This window comes from Pseudoalteromonas sp. MelDa3 (genome assembly GCF_002863625.1).
GTDB classification, from domain to species: domain Bacteria; phylum Pseudomonadota; class Gammaproteobacteria; order Enterobacterales; family Alteromonadaceae; genus Pseudoalteromonas; species Pseudoalteromonas arctica.
Map to the genome: position 1 here is coordinate 1 of NZ_PJBR01000007.1, position 20,372 is coordinate 20,372.

General features: G+C 37.2%; 11 protein-coding genes and 1 pseudogene. 10 read left to right on the plus strand and 2 right to left on the minus strand.

What is annotated here, in order from left to right; all coding sequences use genetic code 11:
* Nucleotides 1–139: 139 nt before the first annotated feature.
* Nucleotides 140–1,243 (plus strand): hypothetical protein, encoded by a 1,104-nt coding sequence (locus tag CXF89_RS01830; protein WP_121953644.1) that lies wholly within the window; start codon nucleotides 140–142, stop codon nucleotides 1,241–1,243.
* On the plus strand, nucleotides 1,243–2,655 hold the full coding sequence (locus tag CXF89_RS01835; RefSeq protein WP_121953645.1) for a hypothetical protein: 1,413 nt from the start codon (nucleotides 1,243–1,245) through the stop codon (nucleotides 2,653–2,655). Before CXF89_RS01830 ends, CXF89_RS01835 begins: the two co-directional genes overlap by 1 nt.
* 124 nt (nucleotides 2,656–2,779) lie before the next feature.
* On the opposite strand, the gene CXF89_RS01840 is transcribed toward CXF89_RS01835, so the two are convergent.
* Both CXF89_RS01840 and CXF89_RS01845 read right to left on the minus strand, forming a co-directional pair.
* Nucleotides 2,780–4,051, minus strand: coding sequence for a PrsW family intramembrane metalloprotease (locus CXF89_RS01840; RefSeq protein WP_121953646.1), 1,272 nt, complete (start codon nucleotides 4,049–4,051; stop codon nucleotides 2,780–2,782).
* Between the two features lie 4 nt (nucleotides 4,052–4,055).
* Nucleotides 4,056–5,255 (minus strand): RDD family protein, encoded by a 1,200-nt coding sequence (locus CXF89_RS01845; RefSeq protein WP_121953647.1) that lies wholly within the window; start codon nucleotides 5,253–5,255, stop codon nucleotides 4,056–4,058.
* 552 nt (nucleotides 5,256–5,807) lie between these two features.
* Here CXF89_RS01845 and CXF89_RS21320 point away from each other — a divergent pair.
* From CXF89_RS21320 to CXF89_RS01880, 8 genes and pseudogenes are all read left to right on the plus strand, one after another.
* Nucleotides 5,808–6,187 (plus strand): annotated as a pseudogene (locus CXF89_RS21320) (transposase); the annotation flags it as partial.
* Between the two features lie 285 nt (nucleotides 6,188–6,472).
* Nucleotides 6,473–6,607 (plus strand): hypothetical protein, encoded by a 135-nt coding sequence (locus tag CXF89_RS21325; protein ID WP_257983176.1) that lies wholly within the window; start codon nucleotides 6,473–6,475, stop codon nucleotides 6,605–6,607.
* A 222-nt stretch (nucleotides 6,608–6,829) separates the two neighbouring features.
* Complete coding sequence (locus CXF89_RS01855) at nucleotides 6,830–9,109, plus strand: bifunctional diguanylate cyclase/phosphodiesterase (RefSeq protein WP_121953648.1); 2,280 nt, start codon at nucleotides 6,830–6,832, stop codon at nucleotides 9,107–9,109.
* A gap of 1,459 nt (nucleotides 9,110–10,568) precedes the next feature.
* Nucleotides 10,569–13,526 (plus strand): immunoglobulin-like domain-containing protein, encoded by a 2,958-nt coding sequence (locus CXF89_RS01860; protein ID WP_121953649.1) that lies wholly within the window; start codon nucleotides 10,569–10,571, stop codon nucleotides 13,524–13,526.
* Nucleotides 13,527–13,701: 175 nt separating this feature from the next.
* The gene (locus CXF89_RS01865) at nucleotides 13,702–14,079 is read left to right on the plus strand and encodes a hypothetical protein (RefSeq protein WP_145990796.1); all 378 of its coding nucleotides are present in this window, start codon (nucleotides 13,702–13,704) and stop codon (nucleotides 14,077–14,079) included.
* Between the two features lie 205 nt (nucleotides 14,080–14,284).
* Nucleotides 14,285–14,656 carry a hypothetical protein gene (locus CXF89_RS01870; RefSeq protein ID WP_121953651.1) on the plus strand — a complete coding sequence of 124 codons (372 nt, stop codon included), beginning with the start codon at nucleotides 14,285–14,287 and terminating at the stop codon, nucleotides 14,654–14,656.
* An 876-nt stretch (nucleotides 14,657–15,532) separates the two neighbouring features.
* A complete protein-coding gene (locus CXF89_RS01875; RefSeq protein ID WP_121953652.1) occupies nucleotides 15,533–17,713 on the plus strand; it encodes a YjbH domain-containing protein in 2,181 nt (726 codons plus the stop codon).
* 1,058 nt (nucleotides 17,714–18,771) lie between these two features.
* Nucleotides 18,772–20,361, plus strand: a complete 1,590-nt coding sequence (locus CXF89_RS01880; protein ID WP_121953653.1) for a hypothetical protein — start codon at nucleotides 18,772–18,774, stop codon at nucleotides 20,359–20,361.
* The last annotated feature ends 11 nt before the right edge of the window (nucleotides 20,362–20,372 follow it).

The following is a 20,372-nucleotide window of genomic DNA, read 5'->3' on the forward strand; positions in this document are numbered from 1 at the left end:
TTTAAGTTAATGCTTTGATTGTAATGCGTATCTGATATATTAATATTTGTAATCGTTTATCAAATATTGTATTGCGATTTATAAATATTAATTTTTTGTCATTAGTCGACATTTCTTATTTCTTTGAAGGGAATCATTTATGAGTTTAATCGAAATCTATTCAAGCCTATTAGTTCATATCGCAGAGCAACATGATACGTGGAGTGTGACGTCTGAAGAAGCACCTTGCACTATTACTCGAGTTGAAAGTGAAGGGACCCTTCCTTTATCAATCGCTGTACATGGCAATGAGGAAAAAGCGCACTTACTTTTTCATGTATATGATGATGAAATATTAAAAAATTTAGCTCACAGGTATTTAGAACTTAAAAATGAAAGCGATATTCGTAATAAAGAGAGCGATTCTGACTTTATTCTTATGATCGATTCTGATGGTTTCGCTGCTGTGTATAGTGCGGTTGAAACACCTCATGAGGATTTTACTTCTCAGTTTGAAGTACTTATTCAAAAAGCAGAAAAAACCCTCATCAATGCAATAAAATTAGCCCACAAAGAACTTGAGGAGTTCGGGAATTCAAGCTCTTCTTCAGCGAATAGTATTATAGGGCCTGTGACAGGAAAGCTAACCGTGGTGGAGGTTCTTGACAAGTATTTTGAACACCATGGTTATGCGAACAAACATGATAAAGAAAATAAACGATATATATTTGGTTTTGAAACAAGCGTTTATATGAATGAAGAAAGTTATCCTAATTTTCGCATTATTATCAGCTATTCTGATGACAGTTTATTGCGTTTTAGCACACCTTGGCTATATAAGATTGACTTTAGTAAAGCATCATATCATTTTATTGCTTCGATTATAGCGTGGTATCAGTTTGAATATAAATTTTTAGCAATGTCACTTGACCCTAGCGATGGCGAATTAAGAATATCTATTGATATTCCTATTGAAAAAGGGGAAATACACATCACTCAAATTCATCGTATAGTCACTTTTATTCAGTCGTTTGTAGAAGAAACTTACAAAGAGCTCTTTTCTTTAGTGTTGACGGATAGCGAGGCTGCAGAAGAAAAACTGAATAAACTCATTACAAATTATAATAAAAAGAGAGAGAGTGCTGCCTGGATAAGCAAGACCAAGGAAAAAATGATTGGATTAAGTGAGGAACAAAGAAGAGCAATTGAAGCGATTCTAGAAGAAAATCAGGATAAAGCGGCCACTGAAATGGGTGGAATATAATGAGCGCTAAAGCTGAAAATAGTATGTCGTATCAATTTAAGCGAGCTATTTATAGCCCTGTTGGTGAGTTGATATATCTGACTCTTTTTTTTGGGACTATTACATTAGCTTTCTTTTGGTTAACAATTAAGTGGGAACTATTACCCGCTTCTCTAGTAAAGCCTTATTTAACACAGGAAAATACAGGGCTTTTTGATGCGCTAGGTGGATGGGCATTAGGTTTTGCAGGGGCATTAGTTGCGATCCGTATAGCGGGGGTCGCAAAAAAAATTCAAGAGAATGACTCTATTAGAGAACATGTAAACCTTTTAGGTAAGCATGTTGAACGTGTGTCTGAACTTAACTCAAAATTGACGCGTTCTACTGTGGATGCAAAAAGAGCGTGTGCAGCTGTGTTGCTTCATGCTAAAAATTTAAATGATTTAAACAAATTGAGTAAAGTATCTCACTTAATGAACTCAATAGATAAAAATAGAACAGATAAGGGCATGGTGGAAGTAAACGAGCAACGTCATCGGCAACAGCAGGAAAAACTTCAGACGAAACTTGAGGAAAAAATTGAAATACTAATTGATACGATTGACGAAGCATTTAAGGATTCGGTTTATCGCTCTGTATTGCAGATTGTTTCAAGTGAATATACTGAAAAGGCAATCGTATTTTCAGATGAAGATTTCACGAAGAAATATTTTAACTCTACAGAAACACGAAAAAACCTTATAGCAATTGTTGAGGAAGATAATGTTTTTTTTAATATTCTAAAAGTCATTGGTAGTTTAGGGACGAGGAACTTTGGTATTGGATTAATGGAGTTGCGCTCAACGCTATTATTTGAACACTTTTATAAAGACCTTATGCGCATAACATCTTTTCAACAAGTGGATAGCGAATCCGGCAAAGAGCCTATCGAAATTGCGGATGCAGCTTGGCTTTTTCTTGGTTTGCTGATATCTAGAAGTAAAATTGATGGTGGCAGAGAGAGTAATAATGATGGGTTTATATTAATGGCTTTAATGCTGGGTTCTTTGCCGACAGAAAAATCAATAAAAACTTATTTAGATACTAAAAAACCTGAAGTTGTGAACGACTATTCCTCAGCGGGACGAGCTTTTATGGAAAGAGAAGTCGATGAGTTAGCTAAGCGCATGTTTTTTGTCAAAGGTAAGGAGTTATCAGATATTGTTAAATTGATAAAGATGTGTAATGACAATTTGGGTTATCTAGATGTATTAACTAAAAACACTGGGATAAGTTTAGAGGCTGAATCAGTTGAAGATGATAGAGATGCTAAAAATAATAGAGATGCTATAGAATCTCCAGATAGTCATTTAGATAGTAGACAGAATCAACCTGTAAAGAATGAAAAAGCTATGTTAACTGGTATGAGTAAAGATAAAAAAAGCGGAGATTAATTCATCAACGCCCACTAAAATAAAATAGTGGGCGGTTCGATATGGCCGCTCTGAATTTAGTGGTGTTTAGCAAACTATGGCAAGCCCATATGTGTTTACTTCAATTTCGGCTAGTGGATGGTGATCACTGTATTTCTTCAGTCGCGGTGTTATTTTTTAAAAATTTCAGCTCTAATACGCCTTCGTTAATGTAAGAAAATATAACGATCCAACCAACGACTGAAATAAAAGAGGCTTTAATGATCCAAGGTAAGAGCCAGTCTCCACTATTCCATAACATATGTGAAAGTGTTGCTATTAGAAAAACCCTCACAAAAGTATAATTAAATAACATACTTACCATAAACGGTCTGCCCTCCTTAACCTTCCATAATGCAGCGCCTATCATACCGGTCCAAATTATATGCCCAAAAGGTGACAAGACTCCTCGTAAATTAATATTGTCTATCATTGAGGTATAATTCTGACTTAAAAGGATTTCAAACGCATATCCAGCACTTTCAAATGAACCAAAACCACACCCAACAGCAGCTCCAAATAATAAACCGTTTAAAATATAGGGATACCTGACTGCATTTGCTATTAATAGAAGTGCGATTAATTTCCCTGGCTCTTCAGCTAAACCTGCAACAGGTGGGCCTAGCCAGTTTAAGTCAGAAGTTAATTGGAACATAAGTAAAGAAAAAATAAGCGACAGTATCCCGCCTTGTAGAACGAGTTTAAACACTTTTATTAATGAGACATTCCTTGGCACGTTTGTCTCGAAAAAGAAAACGAGTACACTTAAAGGCATTGCAAACGTGCCAACAAAAATTAAGCCGGGCAATAGTTTAATATTTTCCCAATATTCAAATGAGTAAATAAAGCCAAAGTAGGTTAGTAGCATCAATCCAAAAAGCCGAATAAATAACCAAGGTCTTGGGAATTCGGATGTTATTTCATTGATATCAGGTGTTGTTGTCACCGTTCCAACTGAATAATACTCTTCAAGCTCTTCATCATTTCTTTTCTTAAACACATCAGAGAAAAGTAGTTTGATGTTGAAGTCCGCCAGATCTTTAGTGCCCGCAAAGGAGGTAACATGCTGACTTAATGTCGCTCGGTTTTTGATCAACGTTTTTTTAGCTGTTACATCTCCTTTTGATGCAAAACGATTACTTGCATCCTCATTACCCATTATATAGCAGATAATGCCTGCTTCTAACATCGTCTCAGACATGTACTGGGCTTTTTCATGAGTTAGATCTTTCTTTAATACATAGCTCCTGCCATTAAAATATTGCTCAGCCTTAGTGACTGAAATCTTAAAGAGTGATGCAAACTCATTAACAGTTTTTTCTAGATTTTTATCAGGGGCAATACCACCTTTAAAAACGAGTTTATAAGTATATGCCATCGACCTATCTCGTAAATAATAGTTTTACAGATGGTGTTACGGCGAGACTAATTTCCATACCTACGCTTTTCATACTTCTGATGTTAACTTTTCTCTGTAAATCAGCACTCATTTTGATTGCGCGAACTAACATTGCCACGACAGGTTTATCTTTAACTTTCTCTTCTAGTTCTTCCATTGATAGCGTCGTTTCACTGTTCATTTTAATAATGACATTAACCTTCGGTGATACACCGACTTCCATCTCAAGATCTTCAATAATGTAGCCCGCATTCTCTAGATAAGGTATTGATGAATTTATTTGTACTACAGATTCTTGTAGTTTTACCATACCAATTGTTTGCGCTCTTTTGAGTTGCTCAAATGCCATTTTTTGTGCTTTTACAGTAAAAGCATTAGAGCTAATAAAGCTGCTTGTTTCCTCTTGAACAACATAAGCCCCCGACATTAAATCATGGAACCCTCGACGCTTAGGGTTGAAGAAAATGCTTATCGCTGATATCAAGAAAAAGGCGAAACCGACTAAGAATACAATGGATCTTATGAAGGCGTTAAGTAAGTTTAATGGAGCCGAGTGTTCATCTATTACTTTTATTTTTAATAACCTTGCACCAATTGTTTTTCCGCCTGATAAATTGCCAGTCATCAGCGTGAAATAAACAAGACTTAACACAAATCCAAGGTATTTTACGCTTTCAAGTGTGGCTGGAAAAAAGGTCAGTATCAAATACGTAATGATAAACGTAAAGACCATCGTTATTAGTTGATCAACGCACAAGGCCGCGACACGTTTCCACGGTTTTGCTATTAGAAAGGTGTCTACTTTTATTGTGTCATTTTCATTGGCTGATTCTTGGGCTGCATCCGCTTCTATGGTTGAAATGTCTTCAACGACGGCAACAGTTTCAATTTCTTCCTCTGCGGCTAAGTCATCTACTTCTTCAATGTCTTCAAGATTAAAAAGGTCTTCATTATTATGTTTAAATTGAAGCTCAACTTTTCCCCCAAATTTTATAATAGCCTGTTCAATTTTATTGGCTTTTTCTTCGTCCAAATCCGTAAAAAGAACGAGATCATCTTGCTTTAAATAGCCGATGACATCTGCTTTAGATGCGCCTGGGAAACAACGCTTAATTACACCTGCAAGGCTAGCGATATTATTTTTATTACTGATCCCTCTGTAGATAACATCACACTTCATCATATATTTCAGTCCCTTTAATATTTTAGTTCGCAATAGAGTTTTATTAGCTTTATTTGGCTTATGAACAGGCGCTCACAAACGGGTATCTTCAATCAACAGTTACGCTAAGGTGAAGTCACTTGAGTTCTTAAGTGGTTTGCTTTTCTCGCATCAATAGCAATCATAGTAGAGCGCTATTTATCGCATTTAGTTTTAGATGAAACTCAAACAGCAGAGTTAAGCTTATTTCACTTGTTCCTATCTTTATTGGCGTGCACGGCGAAGCATAACAACCGGTCTGTTAACAAATGTGATAGCGCGCTAGTTGTGTCTTTAAATTTGATAACGCTCTAGCGTTTGATACTTTTTAAAACAGCGGGTACATATTGGATAGGGATAATGGGAAATGAATATGTTTTACTTCCATGTCAACTCATCGTCCAATTTGATAAGTACTACAACTGACTAACCGAGAAATAGTATACATTCCTACCGTGTATTTCAAATAAAAATTTATAGTGCATAGGTAATCCCCCCTAAAAATAATAGAAGCCAAATGTAGAATTTTCTCTTATTGTAAATACCGGGGAAAACTATGAAAAAGCACATTTTACGGACAGCCAAATCCTTGCCATTTTAAAACAAGCATAAAGCGGCGTGCCTATTCCTGAGCTGTGTCGCGAACATGGCATGAGTAATTCAACCATTTTATAAATGGCGCACCAAATATGATGGTATGGGCGCCTCATTAATGGCGCGAATGAAAGGGCTTGAAGATGAAAATCGACGTTTAAAAAAGATGTAAGCTGAAGAGCGTCTCAAAGCTGAGGTTATTCAGGAAGCAATGGCAAAAAAAGTGGTAAAGGTTTCTGAGCGAAAACTACTTTGCACACGAAGTCATTTACGCGAATAAAATGAGTATATCATTAGCCTGTCATGCGTTTATGATCAGCTAAACATGTTACCGCTATACGCCTAAACTGTCTGATAAAAATACAAAAAAAGCGGCGTTACAATTTGATAAATAATGTAGTTTAAGTGCTTTATACCTAATTTTATAAATATACTGCCTACAATGCCTTATTTTAGATCGTCAATAAGATAATCAGGCATATAGTGTGTCTCTTGAGAATATTAGGTTCAGATAATTTCCTATAGCTCTGCGGTAATGCCAAGACAATCCACTTGGAATAATTGGTGATGATACCGGCTCGTCTAATTATAATTTTAAGCTTGGAATGTCACATGCTACATTTATTGAAACGTATTTACTCGAGCGCGGCGTTTTGCAGTTTCAAATTAAAGTGGGCTCTGTGTCTAAAGCTAATAGCCACTTAAAACCATACGCGCGTACTTTTCATTTAAGCTACTAATGGCACTCGGCCCTTTAAACCCCACACTATGGGGGCTCATTTACAGGTAGTTACATGTCTATAATTGATACTTAATCATGGATTATCGTGTAGCTTGTACCACTTATGGAGTGATTTTGTCGGGGTGTGCTATATTCCGCACGAATTTAAATCATTACTATTTATTTTTAGCGCCTTTTAAGTCTGTATTTCCACTGTATTTAGAGTTCTTGAGGAACCATAGTGACAATAATTAAACGCTTACCCATCGGGTTCTTATTTATATTCGGGGCGACTTCTCTCATTTTTTCTGCTGCTATTTGGTCTCAGTGGAATAATTTAAAAAATATTCATGCTGAACGGCAATTATCCACCGTAACTAGGTTTGCAAGTAGTGTGGACTCGTTACTTAGTTCGCAAGAAATAATGATGTTGTTACTTGAGCAGTCTATTGTTAATGGCCATGGGCTTATTGATAGCGAAAAAATTGGAGCTAAATTTGAGGAACTTCTTAACGCGAATCCTGATATAGCTATGGTGGGAATTTCAAATCTGAAAGGTGAACCTCAATTAGTGAGACCGCACATTGAGATAGACCCTCGCTTTAATTTATTGGATTATGACGAAACACGCGATAGCTTTTTAAACGCTTTAAATAGTGACCATATGGTGCTTGGGCGCACGTATCGTGTAGATGGGCAGCTTATTATCCCCTTACGTAAAACATTACGGTCAGAGTCCGGTGAGCCTGTCGCTATGATTGCCATCGGGCTTAGAGTTACGGATGCAAGGCTGTTTAACAACCATCAGCATTATGCCGCCTATAATACGCTGACTGTGTTACGCGATGATGGTTATCGCCAATTCATTTCTTCCCACTTTGATTACCCCAGTGCTTACACAAATAAGCCATTCGTTTTTTCTGAGAAAATAGGAAAATCCGTTCCGCTAGTGGATGCTGTTGTTAGCCAATACCCATACAAGAAAGAGTCTTTTGAACCGTATCTTTTTTACAACAAGCGTGCTCAAGTTGTTATCGCTCGGCTTGATACCTATGGTTTATGGATCAAGTCCATAATATTTAAAAGTGACATTATATCGCTCTTAATTACGCCTTTTTTAATTCAGTTTTCACTTTTTATCTTCATTAATTTAGCCGCACTTTACATTATTCGTTTAATGGCCGCTAAACAACGACAAAGAGACAATGACTTTTTCTACCAAGCTCACCATGACGAATTAACGACACTGCCTAATCGACAATACTTCACAAAACACATGAGTGACTGGTTCAAGACAAGTCAGAAACCATTTGCGATGATTTTAATTAATGTCGACCACTTTAAATTAATCAACGATAGATATGGCAACTTGTCGGGCGATCGCGTTCTACAAGAGGTAACGGCTCGACTCAAAAAGTTAGAATGCACTAATGAACTCCTTATTCGCTATGCCGGTGATGAATTTATCATTTTAACGAGCGTTACACATACGTCCGAGCTGCACCGTAAAGCATCAATCATCATTAAGGCAATAGCGTTACCCTTTAAGATTGGGGAAAGTGAGTTGCGTCTTGGCTGTAGCTTAGGCATTGCTAAAGCACCCGAGCATGGAAAAACATTAACGCTGCTTTTACGTTCTGCAAATATTGCGATGTATAACTCAAAAAAAGAAGGGAATACGTTTAATGTCTTCACTTTCAGCATGGCGCAAACTTACATGGGTCGTTTGGAAATAGAAGAGCGCTTACGTGTAGCTGCTGAGCTTGAGTGCTTTTACATGGTGTATCAACCGCAAGTAGATGTAAATAACACCCTATACGGCGTTGAAGCTCTCGTAAGATGGGAAGATGAGAAGTTGGGCTTTGTACCCCCTGATAAATTTATCGCCATTGCTGAATATTGTGGCCTAATGCCAAAAATTGGTAACTATATTATTGAAACGACATTGAAAGAAATGAGTGCATTGCAAAAAAGCTTAAATTTAACTTTTCAAATAGCAATCAATATTTCGGCTCAACAATTTTCCCACATTGATTTTATTACGATGCTTAAACAGTCCATTAACCGCCACAATATTGACCCAAAGCGAATTACTATTGAGATCACTGAAAGTCTTTTTATCGATGATATTAATAAAGTGCTCCCGATACTTAACCAGCTTCGTGATGAAGGCATTTGTATTTCACTTGATGATTTTGGTACGGGTTATTCGTCTTTAAATTTGCTTCGCACATTACCCATAGACGAGTTGAAAATTGATAAGAGCTTTGTGGATGATATTATGCATGATGTTCAATCGTTGAAAATGGTGCAAAATATTATTTCAATTGGTAAAAATCTAAACTTGACGTTACTTGCAGAGGGCATCGAAACTGTTGAGCAGAAACAGTGTCTTATAGAGTATGGTTGCGATTTATTTCAGGGCTTCCATTATTCGAAACCGTTATTATTAGTCGATTTGTATGAATATACTTCCGAGAGTAAAGAGGTATCCAATCAATTATCTTACAATTCACAGTAAAGAACTACACGAATCATTCGTGTAGTTCTTTACTGATAAGGGATATGGCTGAAGACCTGGCTCACCCCATAACAACATTAATAAATACGCTCAATATCGGTTTTTTGGTATTAATCTCACGTCGTAAAGATCAAGGGATTTCCTCGTGATTTTTTATGAGACCACTACTAATTAAACGATCCAGTCGCGTTGAGTTTCACGATAAGTAGCCTCTTTGTAACTATCTATCCACGCCTTTAACACAAACTTCAACCGGTTGTTGTTGTTGTTGTTGTTGTCAAGATCACTTTCAGTAGGCGTGTATTGAAACGAGACGTCGTTTTCATTTGGCCATTCGGCAATACGTATTCATATTTAATGGGTAAATCTACGCGACCGTTGAGGTTTAACACTTGTCCTTCGCATATATAGTCGTGCCCACTTCAACGAGATGAGGTGCACGTATCTGCTCCATCACTGGCCTTTGGGATACTGGACGCGCATAGTAACGAGCTTCTGACCATGCCTGCTCACCCGCTATCTCCGTTGGTGTACTGAATCTAAATCGACCCAAATAAGCGCTTACTCTCCTTTGGCTATGAATGACTGTGCAGGCGCACCTTCAAACCATGTTTCACCCTCATCATGCGATCATTGAGCTTGTCCGTCATACGCATTTATGTATCCTTGTAAGCTAGAAGCGTGGTTAGCTTTATATAATTCAGTCCTAATAGTTAATTACTTTTCACTAAGTTCAATGACTGCTGTTAACTGGTTATTGTCGCTATAATTTTCGGCTAAGTTACTTAGGCTGTTGGTGTATTTCGTTTGCCGTTAGCTCAATGAGTAGTGGCGTTTTTTGAGAGCAAAGCAAATCACTATAGTAATTAGATAAATATTCAGGGTGTGATATTAATTAAAATTTTTTTAAGTGGGGAGGGCGCATTGGTATTTTTATCCATTCCATGACTACTCAAAACACTGGTCGTATTCTATTGACTGTTAAAAACGTTTCGTTAAGCAGTAATCAACTTAAAAATAGTATTAATAAGTGTATCGAGAGAAATATATTAATTAAATTTACTGCTCAACGTATTTTAAATCAAGTATGTGAAGGGGAGCTATGAGCGGCTTTTTGTCATATTACATCCTATTTAACGATGTAATAATTGACGTTGATACGGATAAAAACCTTGTGAGTCTTACCCAAATAACCAAATTATAGTTATATAAATTAGCGTCTAATATGTGAAAAAAACAAACTATTTTTGTCAATGTGTTAGCACTTTTTCTATTGTACTCTCTAATCTATTAGCGTTTAAGTTAGTAATAACAAGTGGATAGCATTGATTTGTTAAGTTTTATAAATTAATATTGCAGCTTAATGTTAACTGAATGCAAGGGACTGCGTTAGTTGAAGGTTTTTGAATAATTATTTTCAAATTACGACTTTCTTGCGTTCATATAAAGGAAGATATGTATGAAGTTGAAGCAGTTACTTATATTGCCATTGTGTAGTTTAGCATTGGCAGGTTGTGGAGGTTCGGATGATAAACCAGCCACCAAAGTAGATACCGTCCAAGATACCACGTCCCCTATTATTACACTTACAAATGGTGCTGAAATTGAAGTTGAAGTGAATACAGACTTTGTTGAGCCAGGTTATTCTGTATCAGATGACACTGATGACGACGTATCAGTATCCATTGATAGTAATGTTGATAGTAATGTTCTTGGTAGTTATACCATTACTTATTCAGCAACAGATAAAGCGGGAAATAGCGCTGAAGTAATAAGAACGGTTATAGTCGTTGATACAACAGCCCCAGTTATAACTCTATTAAACTCAGAACCGCTTACGCTTGAGCAAGGAACAGAGTACCGCGAATATGGTGCACAGGCTGTCGATAATTACGATGATGAAGTTGAAGTCATAATTTCAAATAGCATTGATTTGACACAGCCTGGTAATTATACAATTGTATATTCAGCCACTGATAGTTCTAACAATACCGCAACAACTGAAAAACAAGTAACAGTTTCACCTTCGAAAATCACAGTAACGATAGATTCGTTTGGCGATGGCATAGTTGAGCTGTTAGACAATGCGAGTCCCTTAATATGCTCAAGTAGTAATATTTGTTCAGTTGATCTTGAGCTAGGGGCTGCACTATCACTAAAAGCAACCCCAACGAATGATTGGCAGTTTTTAAGCTGGCGTGGATGTGAAACTGCGCAAGATGCTAATGTCTGTCAACTAACACCGCAAGGCGACGTCTCTCTATCTTTAACCTTCTCTCCAAATGAATCAGGTGTCGATTTAACCTTAGCTGATAACGTGGTTGTACTTGATGAACAGCAAAAATCATCAATTAGAGATTACAATGAAACAACAGGTGTTATTACGTTTGATGGGAGTACTGATCTAAGTAAAGTGGTTATTGGTAGTATTCTTGTATCAAACGGAATAGATAAAGGGGATGGGTTGGAGAACTTCTTCTTAAAAAGAGTTGTTGAAGTATTGGGTAATCAAGGCTCACTAAGGGTCATAAAAACAGAAGAAGCGACGCTAGATCAATTAATCACTGAAGGTGCAATTGTTTATCAACAAGCATTAACAGCTGAAAATGTGCAGCAGTCATCGTTACCGCAAGGATTGAAAGTACTAACAACACAACAGTCACTGCAAGCACAAAACCAAGTAGCGAGTGCGACCCCTATTGAATTCGCGGTTACAAACCTCATACTTCATGATGCCGACGGTGATATAGGTACTAAGAATGATCAAATCAGTGCAACAGGTGCAATAAAGTTAACTGTAAACCCTGACTTCTCATTAAAAATAGACTTTCCAGCGACTATAAGCCATTTTCGAAGCGTAGCACACATTGATGTGGACAGTGAGCTCGGCTTAGATATTGGTGGACCTGTTAGTGTTGCCGCCTTGAAAAAGAATGTGACACTGCCAATCAGATTCGCACCTATTACACTAGGTATTATTGTCATTCAGCCTGAAGTGCAATTGTCTTTGGTTGCTGATGCATCCGTTGGCGTAGCAATAAAACCGCGTTTAGTGGCTAAATTGGACATCGTCGCTGGGGCACAATATACAGAAAGTAAAGGGTTTGAAGGGATCAAAGGGCTTGACTTTAATGTGGATGCAAATGATCCATTTACCACTGTTGAGTTTAAAGCAGAGGCGAAAGCAGGCCCAGAGATTGCCTACTTTAGTCGCTTATATGGTATTGCAGGGCCAGGTGTTGGAAACTCATTAAAGCTAGGCATCGAAGCAATCCCATTAGTAAATAATAATAACTGTGTTTTTGATGTTAATACTTTTCTTGAACTAGATATAAGCTTTAAAGGTTCTTTTAGACTGATCACAAAAAGGTTTGATTACACATCGAGTTTATTTAAGTTTAAAAAACAGATAGATAGCCTCAGCCGCTCATGTGGGGCCTCGGTGCTGAGTGCGCCAACGGAATTAACGGTTACGACAACAGGAAATGAAAGCTTTATAGTTGATTGGGACTTCATTGATAGTGATGCTGATATCAGTTATAAAATTTATAAAGATAGCGTGTTTTTAGAAAATGGCATTTATGAATCACAATACGAAGATTCAAATGTGACTGCTGACACACAACATTGTTATTTTATTATTGCAGAAGATGATTTAGGCAATGAATCACCAGCGTCTAGTGAAGTATGCGCTATTGTTGAAGCGCCAGATGTCACTGCTCCAACCGCGCCAACGCAGTTATCAGCAGAGCCACTGTCATCTACAGCGATTAAATTAACCTGGAGTGGGGCAACTGATGATACAGGCGTTGATGGGTATACAGTCTATGCATATGATAGTAATACGCCTTATGCTAAGGAAGTGTCAGTAGAGTCGACTGCGACTATTCTTCAATTATCACCTGATACTGAATATTGTTATTCAATAGCTGCTTTTGATGCGCGAGGAAATAGCTCTGAGCTGTCACAATCATCTTGTGCAACAACAAACACGAAAGAAGAGTCTGAATGGAGCATGTATATTGCTTGTACTGGCAGAGAGTATGTTGTTGAGGAGCAGTTTGATTTAGACCAAAACTTAACGTCAGAGGTTTTTGTATTTGGTGAAGCTCAAGATTACGGTGGCGCACAAATGAACTATAGTTTGTTTGGTGTGTACACAGATACTTCAGGTAACCTTAACGGTGAAATAAACTGGTCTTTTGATAATACAAATAGCCTCAGAAAAGATGAGTTTATAGTCGATTTATCTACCGGTGATACAGGCGATGTTGCAATGAACCAGACATTAGTGACTGGGTGTGATGCAGTGATACGATTCGTTTCAAGTAAAGAGCAGGGACCGACGAATATGCCAGAGGTTCGCTCTATTCAAAATAATACAGTAGGAGAAACAATTGGTGGACTTGGATACTAATAAGTCTACCCAAAGGGGCTCATTAGAGCCCCTTAATACGGGTGGAACACTTCATGTTACACACTCAGCGCATGAGTCAGGTGTACACTTAATACTCAAAGCGTCAAAATCAAATAAACTAGCTTATATAGGTTGTTTATTTTTTGGGGCGGTTATTCTAATTGCCAGTATATATATGCTTTTTGCCGTTGCTGATGTTTTTGCTGCATTTGCTTTATTTATAGGGGGGGGCACATTAATTGGTTTAGGAAGGTTAGTTAAAAAAAGCAGTAAAGAATACAGATTCATAATGTCTGAAAAAAAATTAATGGGTTTAGAGAAGACAATCCCTTTTAAAGAGATCGTCAAAGTAGAGTTATTAAAAAAAATTGTAAATGCAAAAAGTCAGGACGAGCCGTTTCAAAGTGGTGAAATAAGGATTTTAACTAACCAAGGAGCACGCTATCTACTTGTCGAAGGAGCTAATAGCGCGCAAATGAAAACAATCGCAACTTTAATCGCACGCTATATAAACGTCCCTTTAGTGAGTGATGAAACGCTGCATAGGGTTTGAAATTTACTCGTGTGATTCCTTTGGTATCAAGGGAATATGTCGTCTAATTACGCGCGACTATACCAACTAGCTAAATAATTGAAAAGCTAATAGGTGTTATAGTTTAAATCTCTATTTATCAATCACTTGAATTCAGAAGGTTATCAGAAGGTTTTATTTAGTTAATTCATTAGAATGCTCTAAAAATAAATAAAAGAATACCTTCATGGCTTCTATAGAAACTAAAAAAAACTATAAGATACATACTTTTGTACTTTCAATAATCTCTGTAATATCGTTTTTTATATTAAAAATTGAAAGTTTTTCGCTAGCATTTAAAATTACCCCAGTCATTATTTTTTGTTTTATATATCTACTTAAATCAGGGACGTTAGATATTTCTAGATTAGGTATAATTCATTCTCGTGCTGGGATGAAAAAATATATACACAAAGATGATATCCAAAGTATAGAACTTAAAAAAAACATCGGAATTACGTACTTAAAAGTGACTTTACACAACAATAAATCTCATTTTTTTTACGGCTGGGTTATTGAAGAAAGAAAGCTAAATGATATGTATAGAGAAAGGCGATAAGGTAAAAAGTACACTTTTATTTTGAGGTATGAGAGAGCTGCGTGTTATTTCGTGACGAGCATCTAGAGCGACTAAGACTATCTCTCATCGCTTGCTATCTCGCTTACATAAAGAAATTTTCGCGCTAAAACCAACGAGTAAACTTACTAATAGATAGGCTTAAATACCCAAAGAGCATGACATTTTACAGCAGCGCGAATACAACAACACCAAGGTGAAAACTTTATCAGTAAAGCCGTATGCGACTTTACACCCGGTGCCGAACAATCAGGACAATGGTATGAAATAGCGCACTGACTTCAATGTTACACAGTTAATTCTGTGCTTTGACCGGGGTCCTGTATAAAATGTATAACCCGCTGACGAGAACGATTGCTGATAAAATTAAAACGCAGAGCGTCGCAATTTGTATTAGGTTCATAAGCCCACTCCTAAATTATCATTATAATTAAGTATACTCAAATTTAGAGAATGTGCACAATTGATGGTTAATTGACAAGGCGCGCTCACGTGGGTATGAGCTTGTCACTATTGGCGCTAAACACGATTGATTATTCGTGATGAAATTGCTCACTCTATAATAGTATTTAGGCTTATTTTTTTGTTGATCTACGTGTCTCTTATTGAGAGCAATATTGGAAGCGTGTCGAACCATGTGTAAGTGGATGCATGGTTAAGTGGAACTTTCAAATACCGCCCAGAAACCGCGGTGATCAGAGCGAAACGATGTCGAAGAGCCGCTTACTGTCGACGTTTGATACTTAGTTAGAAATTAAACTCATACAATGATAGCGTAAATTTACAGCTTTGAGTTATGGGTATGTTATATTAGCGTTAATTCTTAAATGTTTAAATTTTAATAAATGGATCTGTATTATGCACCGGATTAAACCTTTATTTGTAGGTGGTTTGGCAACACTTTGTTTACCAGCCTTTGCAGCCGATGAACTAAATAACTTTCAGTCGTTTACTGGTTATACTGGGTTGATCAACATACCTACCGCCGAGGTACTACGTAAAGGTATGGTCGATATGGGCCATAATAACCAGCTTGATCTAATTGGTCAAAAATACGTTGATGGCCATAATTTTATTTTATCAGCGGGTATATTTCAAAATTTTGAGGCGAGCGGACAAATTGCCTCTAGCACGATGCATGACAATCTTTTTTATACTGAAGGCAATGGTCAAACACGAGATTTATCATTTAATGCGAAGTATCAACTGCCATACATTCCAAAAAATTGGTTTAGCGTAGCTGTCGGCGGTAAAGATATTGGTGGTGCTGCTAACAATTATGAAACGTACTATGTGGTTGCCTCTAAGGAAGTCGGCGATTTTAGATTTAGCTTAGGCATGGCTAAAAGTGATCGCCTAACTGGTGAGATGGATGGGGCTTTTGCGGGTATTGAGTGGCAATTATTTGATTGGTTCACTTTGCAAGCAGAGCATGATGGCGAGGCTGAAAATGCAGCCGCGCGTATTACCGTGCCTAAAGAGTGGCTATACGATGTAGGTACGCTTACATTAACAAGCCGGTTTTACAGTAATAGTGATTTTGATGAAGAAGGCACATACTGGGGTATTAACTTTAGTCTACCTTTTACGAGTAGTGTTGATCAAAACTTAACTAAAGCGGCTCCTGCCGCTTATATAAAGAGCAATACTGTAAATGCCAACGTGCCACCAGAGCAGACACCTCTAACTATAAATCGCTCAACAACGGATGAGGGTGATCAACAAGCGGCTTATAAAAGTGCTTCAGAGCAAAACGTTAGCTATATAGGAACGTCTCAAAAGAGTAATACGAGTAGTCATTCATCTACTAAAAGTGACACTTCAAAGCGTATTAATGTTCAAGTGGCTGCACTTAAAGCTGAATTAGCTAATGATGGTTTTGAAAATTTACTTGTAGGCTATAACAAGCAAAACCAAATAGTTGTTAAGTTCGAAAACTCGATATTTAATCGTAATGACATTGATGCGCTTGGCTTAGTTCTCGGGCGAATCGCTGAGTATGTTACTCCAAGTAATGCACAGTTTAATGTTGTACTTTCTAAGTACGATATCCCGCTTATGAGTGTCACAGGTTTAGTGAGTAACTATCGTGAGTTTATCAACGGTAATACCACGCCTGATTTAAATATTACTAAATCCCCTCAACCTATGCCTAAAGCACTTACTTGGGTAGGTTTAACTCGTGCTAATAGTCCCTACTTTAAACCGCGCGTTACTTTTGGACCTGCCTTAACAAATAGCTATGCGAGTGAGCTTGGTGTATACGACTTTTCGCTTGCAATACGTGCTGATGTTGAAGTGCCACTATGGCAAGGTGCTGGTGTGCTGGTAGGTGGTCAAGTACATGTAGCGAATAGTGATGATTTCGAAAAGGATGGGTCATTTAGACGTTTACGTGAGCCAACAGGGTTTGATCGTGCGTTGTTTTATCAAACATTCGAATTACCATTTGGTTTTTATAACCAAACACAAATTGGTTATTTTAAAGAAACGTATGACTACACTGCTATCACGAATGAAACAGCTTGGTTAAGTGAGGCTGGACGTCATAAAGTAACAGCCAATTTAGGCTACTTTGAATATCAAAATTATAATGGTAATCGTGACTATAAAACGCTTTCTTATCAATATAACTGGGTTGAGCAAGATATAACATTGCATGCAACAGCTGGGGAGTTCTGGAGTAAAGATACAGGTGTAAAAGTTGAAAGTCGTTTTTGGTTTGGCGACAGTTATATATCAATATTCGCAGAAGATACTGCTACCCGTAAAGCGGGTGTCGCGATCAGTATTCCTTTAACACCACGTAAAGATATGAATGTAAGTTCTTATGGACAAATTAAGGGCACACAGGCTTGGCGTCACTCAATCAGTACACAAATAGGTGAGTCACATAATAGATTGGTTTTCAACCAAGGTTATACACCTAGTAGTGCTGTAAGTTTAGATAAAACCTTTTTAAACCAAGGCCGTATGTCTAGTGATTATGTTTATGGTAACTTATCGAGACTTAAAGAAGTTTATTTAGAATATAAATAAAGTTCACCGTTCAACCTTTTGATTTTAAGGCATATTATATGATATGCCTTTTTTATAATGTTCATATTATTTAACATTAAGTTTTATTCAGCAGGCATTTATTTTTAAAATGTTAGGTTAATGTTATTACATTGATAATAATAGATAAGAAGCTATCTCTTTAAATGTGAAAATAGCCAATAAACCCTTATTAAATACAGAATAAATGAGCGTGTAATCAAGGTGATCACAGATATTGTTTGAGGATGGGTCGCTTAAAAAACAATTGGAAGTTATTTTGATACAATTTTTTAGCTTCAAACTACACGTAAATATTAACGATCATGCGCGCAACGCAGGAAAATTAAGAGTTTAAGGGGGAGTAGCTACTCTTTTTAGTGTTTAGGCAAAAATAAACGACTTATCCGCGTCTAGACAAAATCTTAATCTTTTTAATAGTAATTGTTTCAGCAATAAAGATAGGTAGTTGCAGGGCTTTAGAATAATGAAAGGCTGATTTGATTTTTTAACCGGCTCCTATTGAGCAGTTTTCAAAGAGTGTTCACGCGTTGCTTTTTAGTGTGGTTGAACGATGAAGTTTCAAGTTAAAACTTCATCGTTAAATGATAAGCGTATAGCGTCGCTACTTTCTTTTTTATATTTTTAGAGAGTTATGTAGCATAAATTCATTTTTGACTTATATTTATTCTTGGTGTGCATATTATGTGCTAACTAAGTTTCCGAATTAATGTTATATTACCGTTAACTAAAACCAATTTTTTGGTATAGCTTTATTAAAGGTGTTTAATCAAAGCATAAAGTACTGGATTGTAGCGTTGCTCCTTATATTTGAAATTAAGATTTTCATAAGCGTAACACTGCTATTTTACTTATATTTTACTGCAATGAAATTTATGTAAAACTTTAATAATATATTAATAATGTATTGTTTAAATGCACATGTGTTGGTTATAATTTAACCTTGTGTTTGTGCGTTATAATTGAGCTGTTACACTTTATCTAGTAGGTATGTGTTATCTACTTAAAATGTTTATTGAAATGGAAAAAAAGGACTCCCTATGTTTACTAACAAAAAAACTCTACTAGCTTTATCAGTTGCGTCAGCACTTGTATTAAGTGGTTGTAGCGACAATGATAACAACGATCCAGTACCGCCGGTTGAAGAACCAGTTGCTGTAGTTGTTGCACCAGAAGCGCCTATCGAGCTTTCGGGTGTTGTGGCTGGTAACGTTGTAGATGGCACTTCATTTGACGTTGTTGCAGCTAAAGTATCATTTTTTGAAAGTGGTACTGCATCTACTAATGTAGTAGATGTTGATGGTAACGTTACATCTTCTATTGACTCTGAAGATGGTAGCTTTACTTTCCAGCTTAAAGATGGTGCTAGTATTACTCAAGTAACTGCAGTTGTAGTGGCTGACGGTTATGCAACAAAAACGTTTATTATTGACCTTAGCGATTTAGGTGATGATTCAGTTGAAGTGCAACTAGGCTTAACATCGTTAACTGCTGATGGCGTTGCCGCTGAATCTACAGACGTTACAGTATCTGGTGGTAGCTCAGCTGAAGTAGTTACAGCTGCAGTAGCACAAGGTAAAGCAGCTGCATCAGTTAATGTACCAGCGGGTACTACTTTTCAAGATGCTGATGGTAATGTAATTACTGGTAGTACTGTTAAAATTGCACTTACAGCTGCTGATACAAGTGGAACTGCAGGCGCTTTAATTACACCTGAAGGCTTAAATGCTGGCAGTACTACAGTTGTTAAAAAAGCAGTTGCAGTAGCAAGTGTTAACATGTCTGATGAGACAGGTACTTCGATTAAGAAGTTCTCAAGCCCAATCACAGTAAACATGGCAGTACCTGCAGATAAAGGTTTTGCTACAGGTGAGACGCTTAGCCTTTCTTCACAAAACGAAGAAACGGGTGTTTGGACGTCAGAGACTCAAGACGTAACAATCGGTGATTTATCTGCAGATAGCAGTTACTACAATGCTAGCTTCATGACTGACCATTTAACATTCTTTGCTGCAACAACTGAATCAGCTGTATGTGCTTCACCAGTGCGTTTCTTATTTACTGGCGATGCTATCCCAGCTGCAGGTTTAAAATTATCTGCTAGTTCTTCAGATTTCAGCTTTGGTGGTTTAACTGTTAAAGAAAACTACACAATTTCAGCAGCTAAAGTTGCTGCTTATGGCCTTGCTGACGACGCAAGTGCTAGTGTAGCTGTAAAAGATAGTGATGGTAACTCATGGTTTGCATCAACTGGCGAAGTTGCTTTATGTGGCGATGTGAACGTTGCGCTTACTGCACCAGCAGATATTAGCTATGTTTCTGAAGCGTTAGCTTTAACCGCTCAGTGTAGCAATGATACAGCTTTAACAACTCCAGGTTCTGGTGCTCTAGTTAAATATGGTCGTACAGGTAAAGCTAAGCGAGTAGCTAAAGGCGCTGACGGAAGTTATGCACTTAACGATTTAATCGAAGGTGCAAGCTACGAAGTATCAGTTAAATTCCAAGGTACTTTAGCGGCTATTGGTACTAAAACGTACACTATCACTGCTGATGGCACTGATGAGCCACAAACTGAAGCATTAACTTGTGATACTACTACTGGCGCTACTGGCGCTACTGGTGGGAACTAATTTGTTAGTAA

Coding starts and splice junctions, on each gene's coding strand:
- CXF89_RS01830 (WP_121953644.1), top strand. CDS start 140: ATGAGTTTAATCGAAATCTATTCAAGCCTATTAGTTCATATCGCAGAG.
- CXF89_RS01835 (WP_121953645.1), top strand. CDS start 1,243: ATGAGCGCTAAAGCTGAAAATAGTATGTCGTATCAATTTAAGCGAGCT.
- CXF89_RS01840 (WP_121953646.1), bottom strand. CDS start 4,051: ATGGCATATACTTATAAACTCGTTTTTAAAGGTGGTATTGCCCCTGAT.
- CXF89_RS01845 (WP_121953647.1), bottom strand. CDS start 5,255: ATGATGAAGTGTGATGTTATCTACAGAGGGATCAGTAATAAAAATAAT.
- CXF89_RS21325 (WP_257983176.1), top strand. CDS start 6,473: ATGTCACATGCTACATTTATTGAAACGTATTTACTCGAGCGCGGCGTT.
- CXF89_RS01860 (WP_121953649.1), top strand. CDS start 10,569: ATGAAGTTGAAGCAGTTACTTATATTGCCATTGTGTAGTTTAGCATTG.
- CXF89_RS01865 (WP_145990796.1), top strand. CDS start 13,702: ATGCTTTTTGCCGTTGCTGATGTTTTTGCTGCATTTGCTTTATTTATA.
- CXF89_RS01870 (WP_121953651.1), top strand. CDS start 14,285: ATGGCTTCTATAGAAACTAAAAAAAACTATAAGATACATACTTTTGTA.
- CXF89_RS01875 (WP_121953652.1), top strand. CDS start 15,533: ATGCACCGGATTAAACCTTTATTTGTAGGTGGTTTGGCAACACTTTGT.
- CXF89_RS01880 (WP_121953653.1), top strand. CDS start 18,772: ATGTTTACTAACAAAAAAACTCTACTAGCTTTATCAGTTGCGTCAGCA.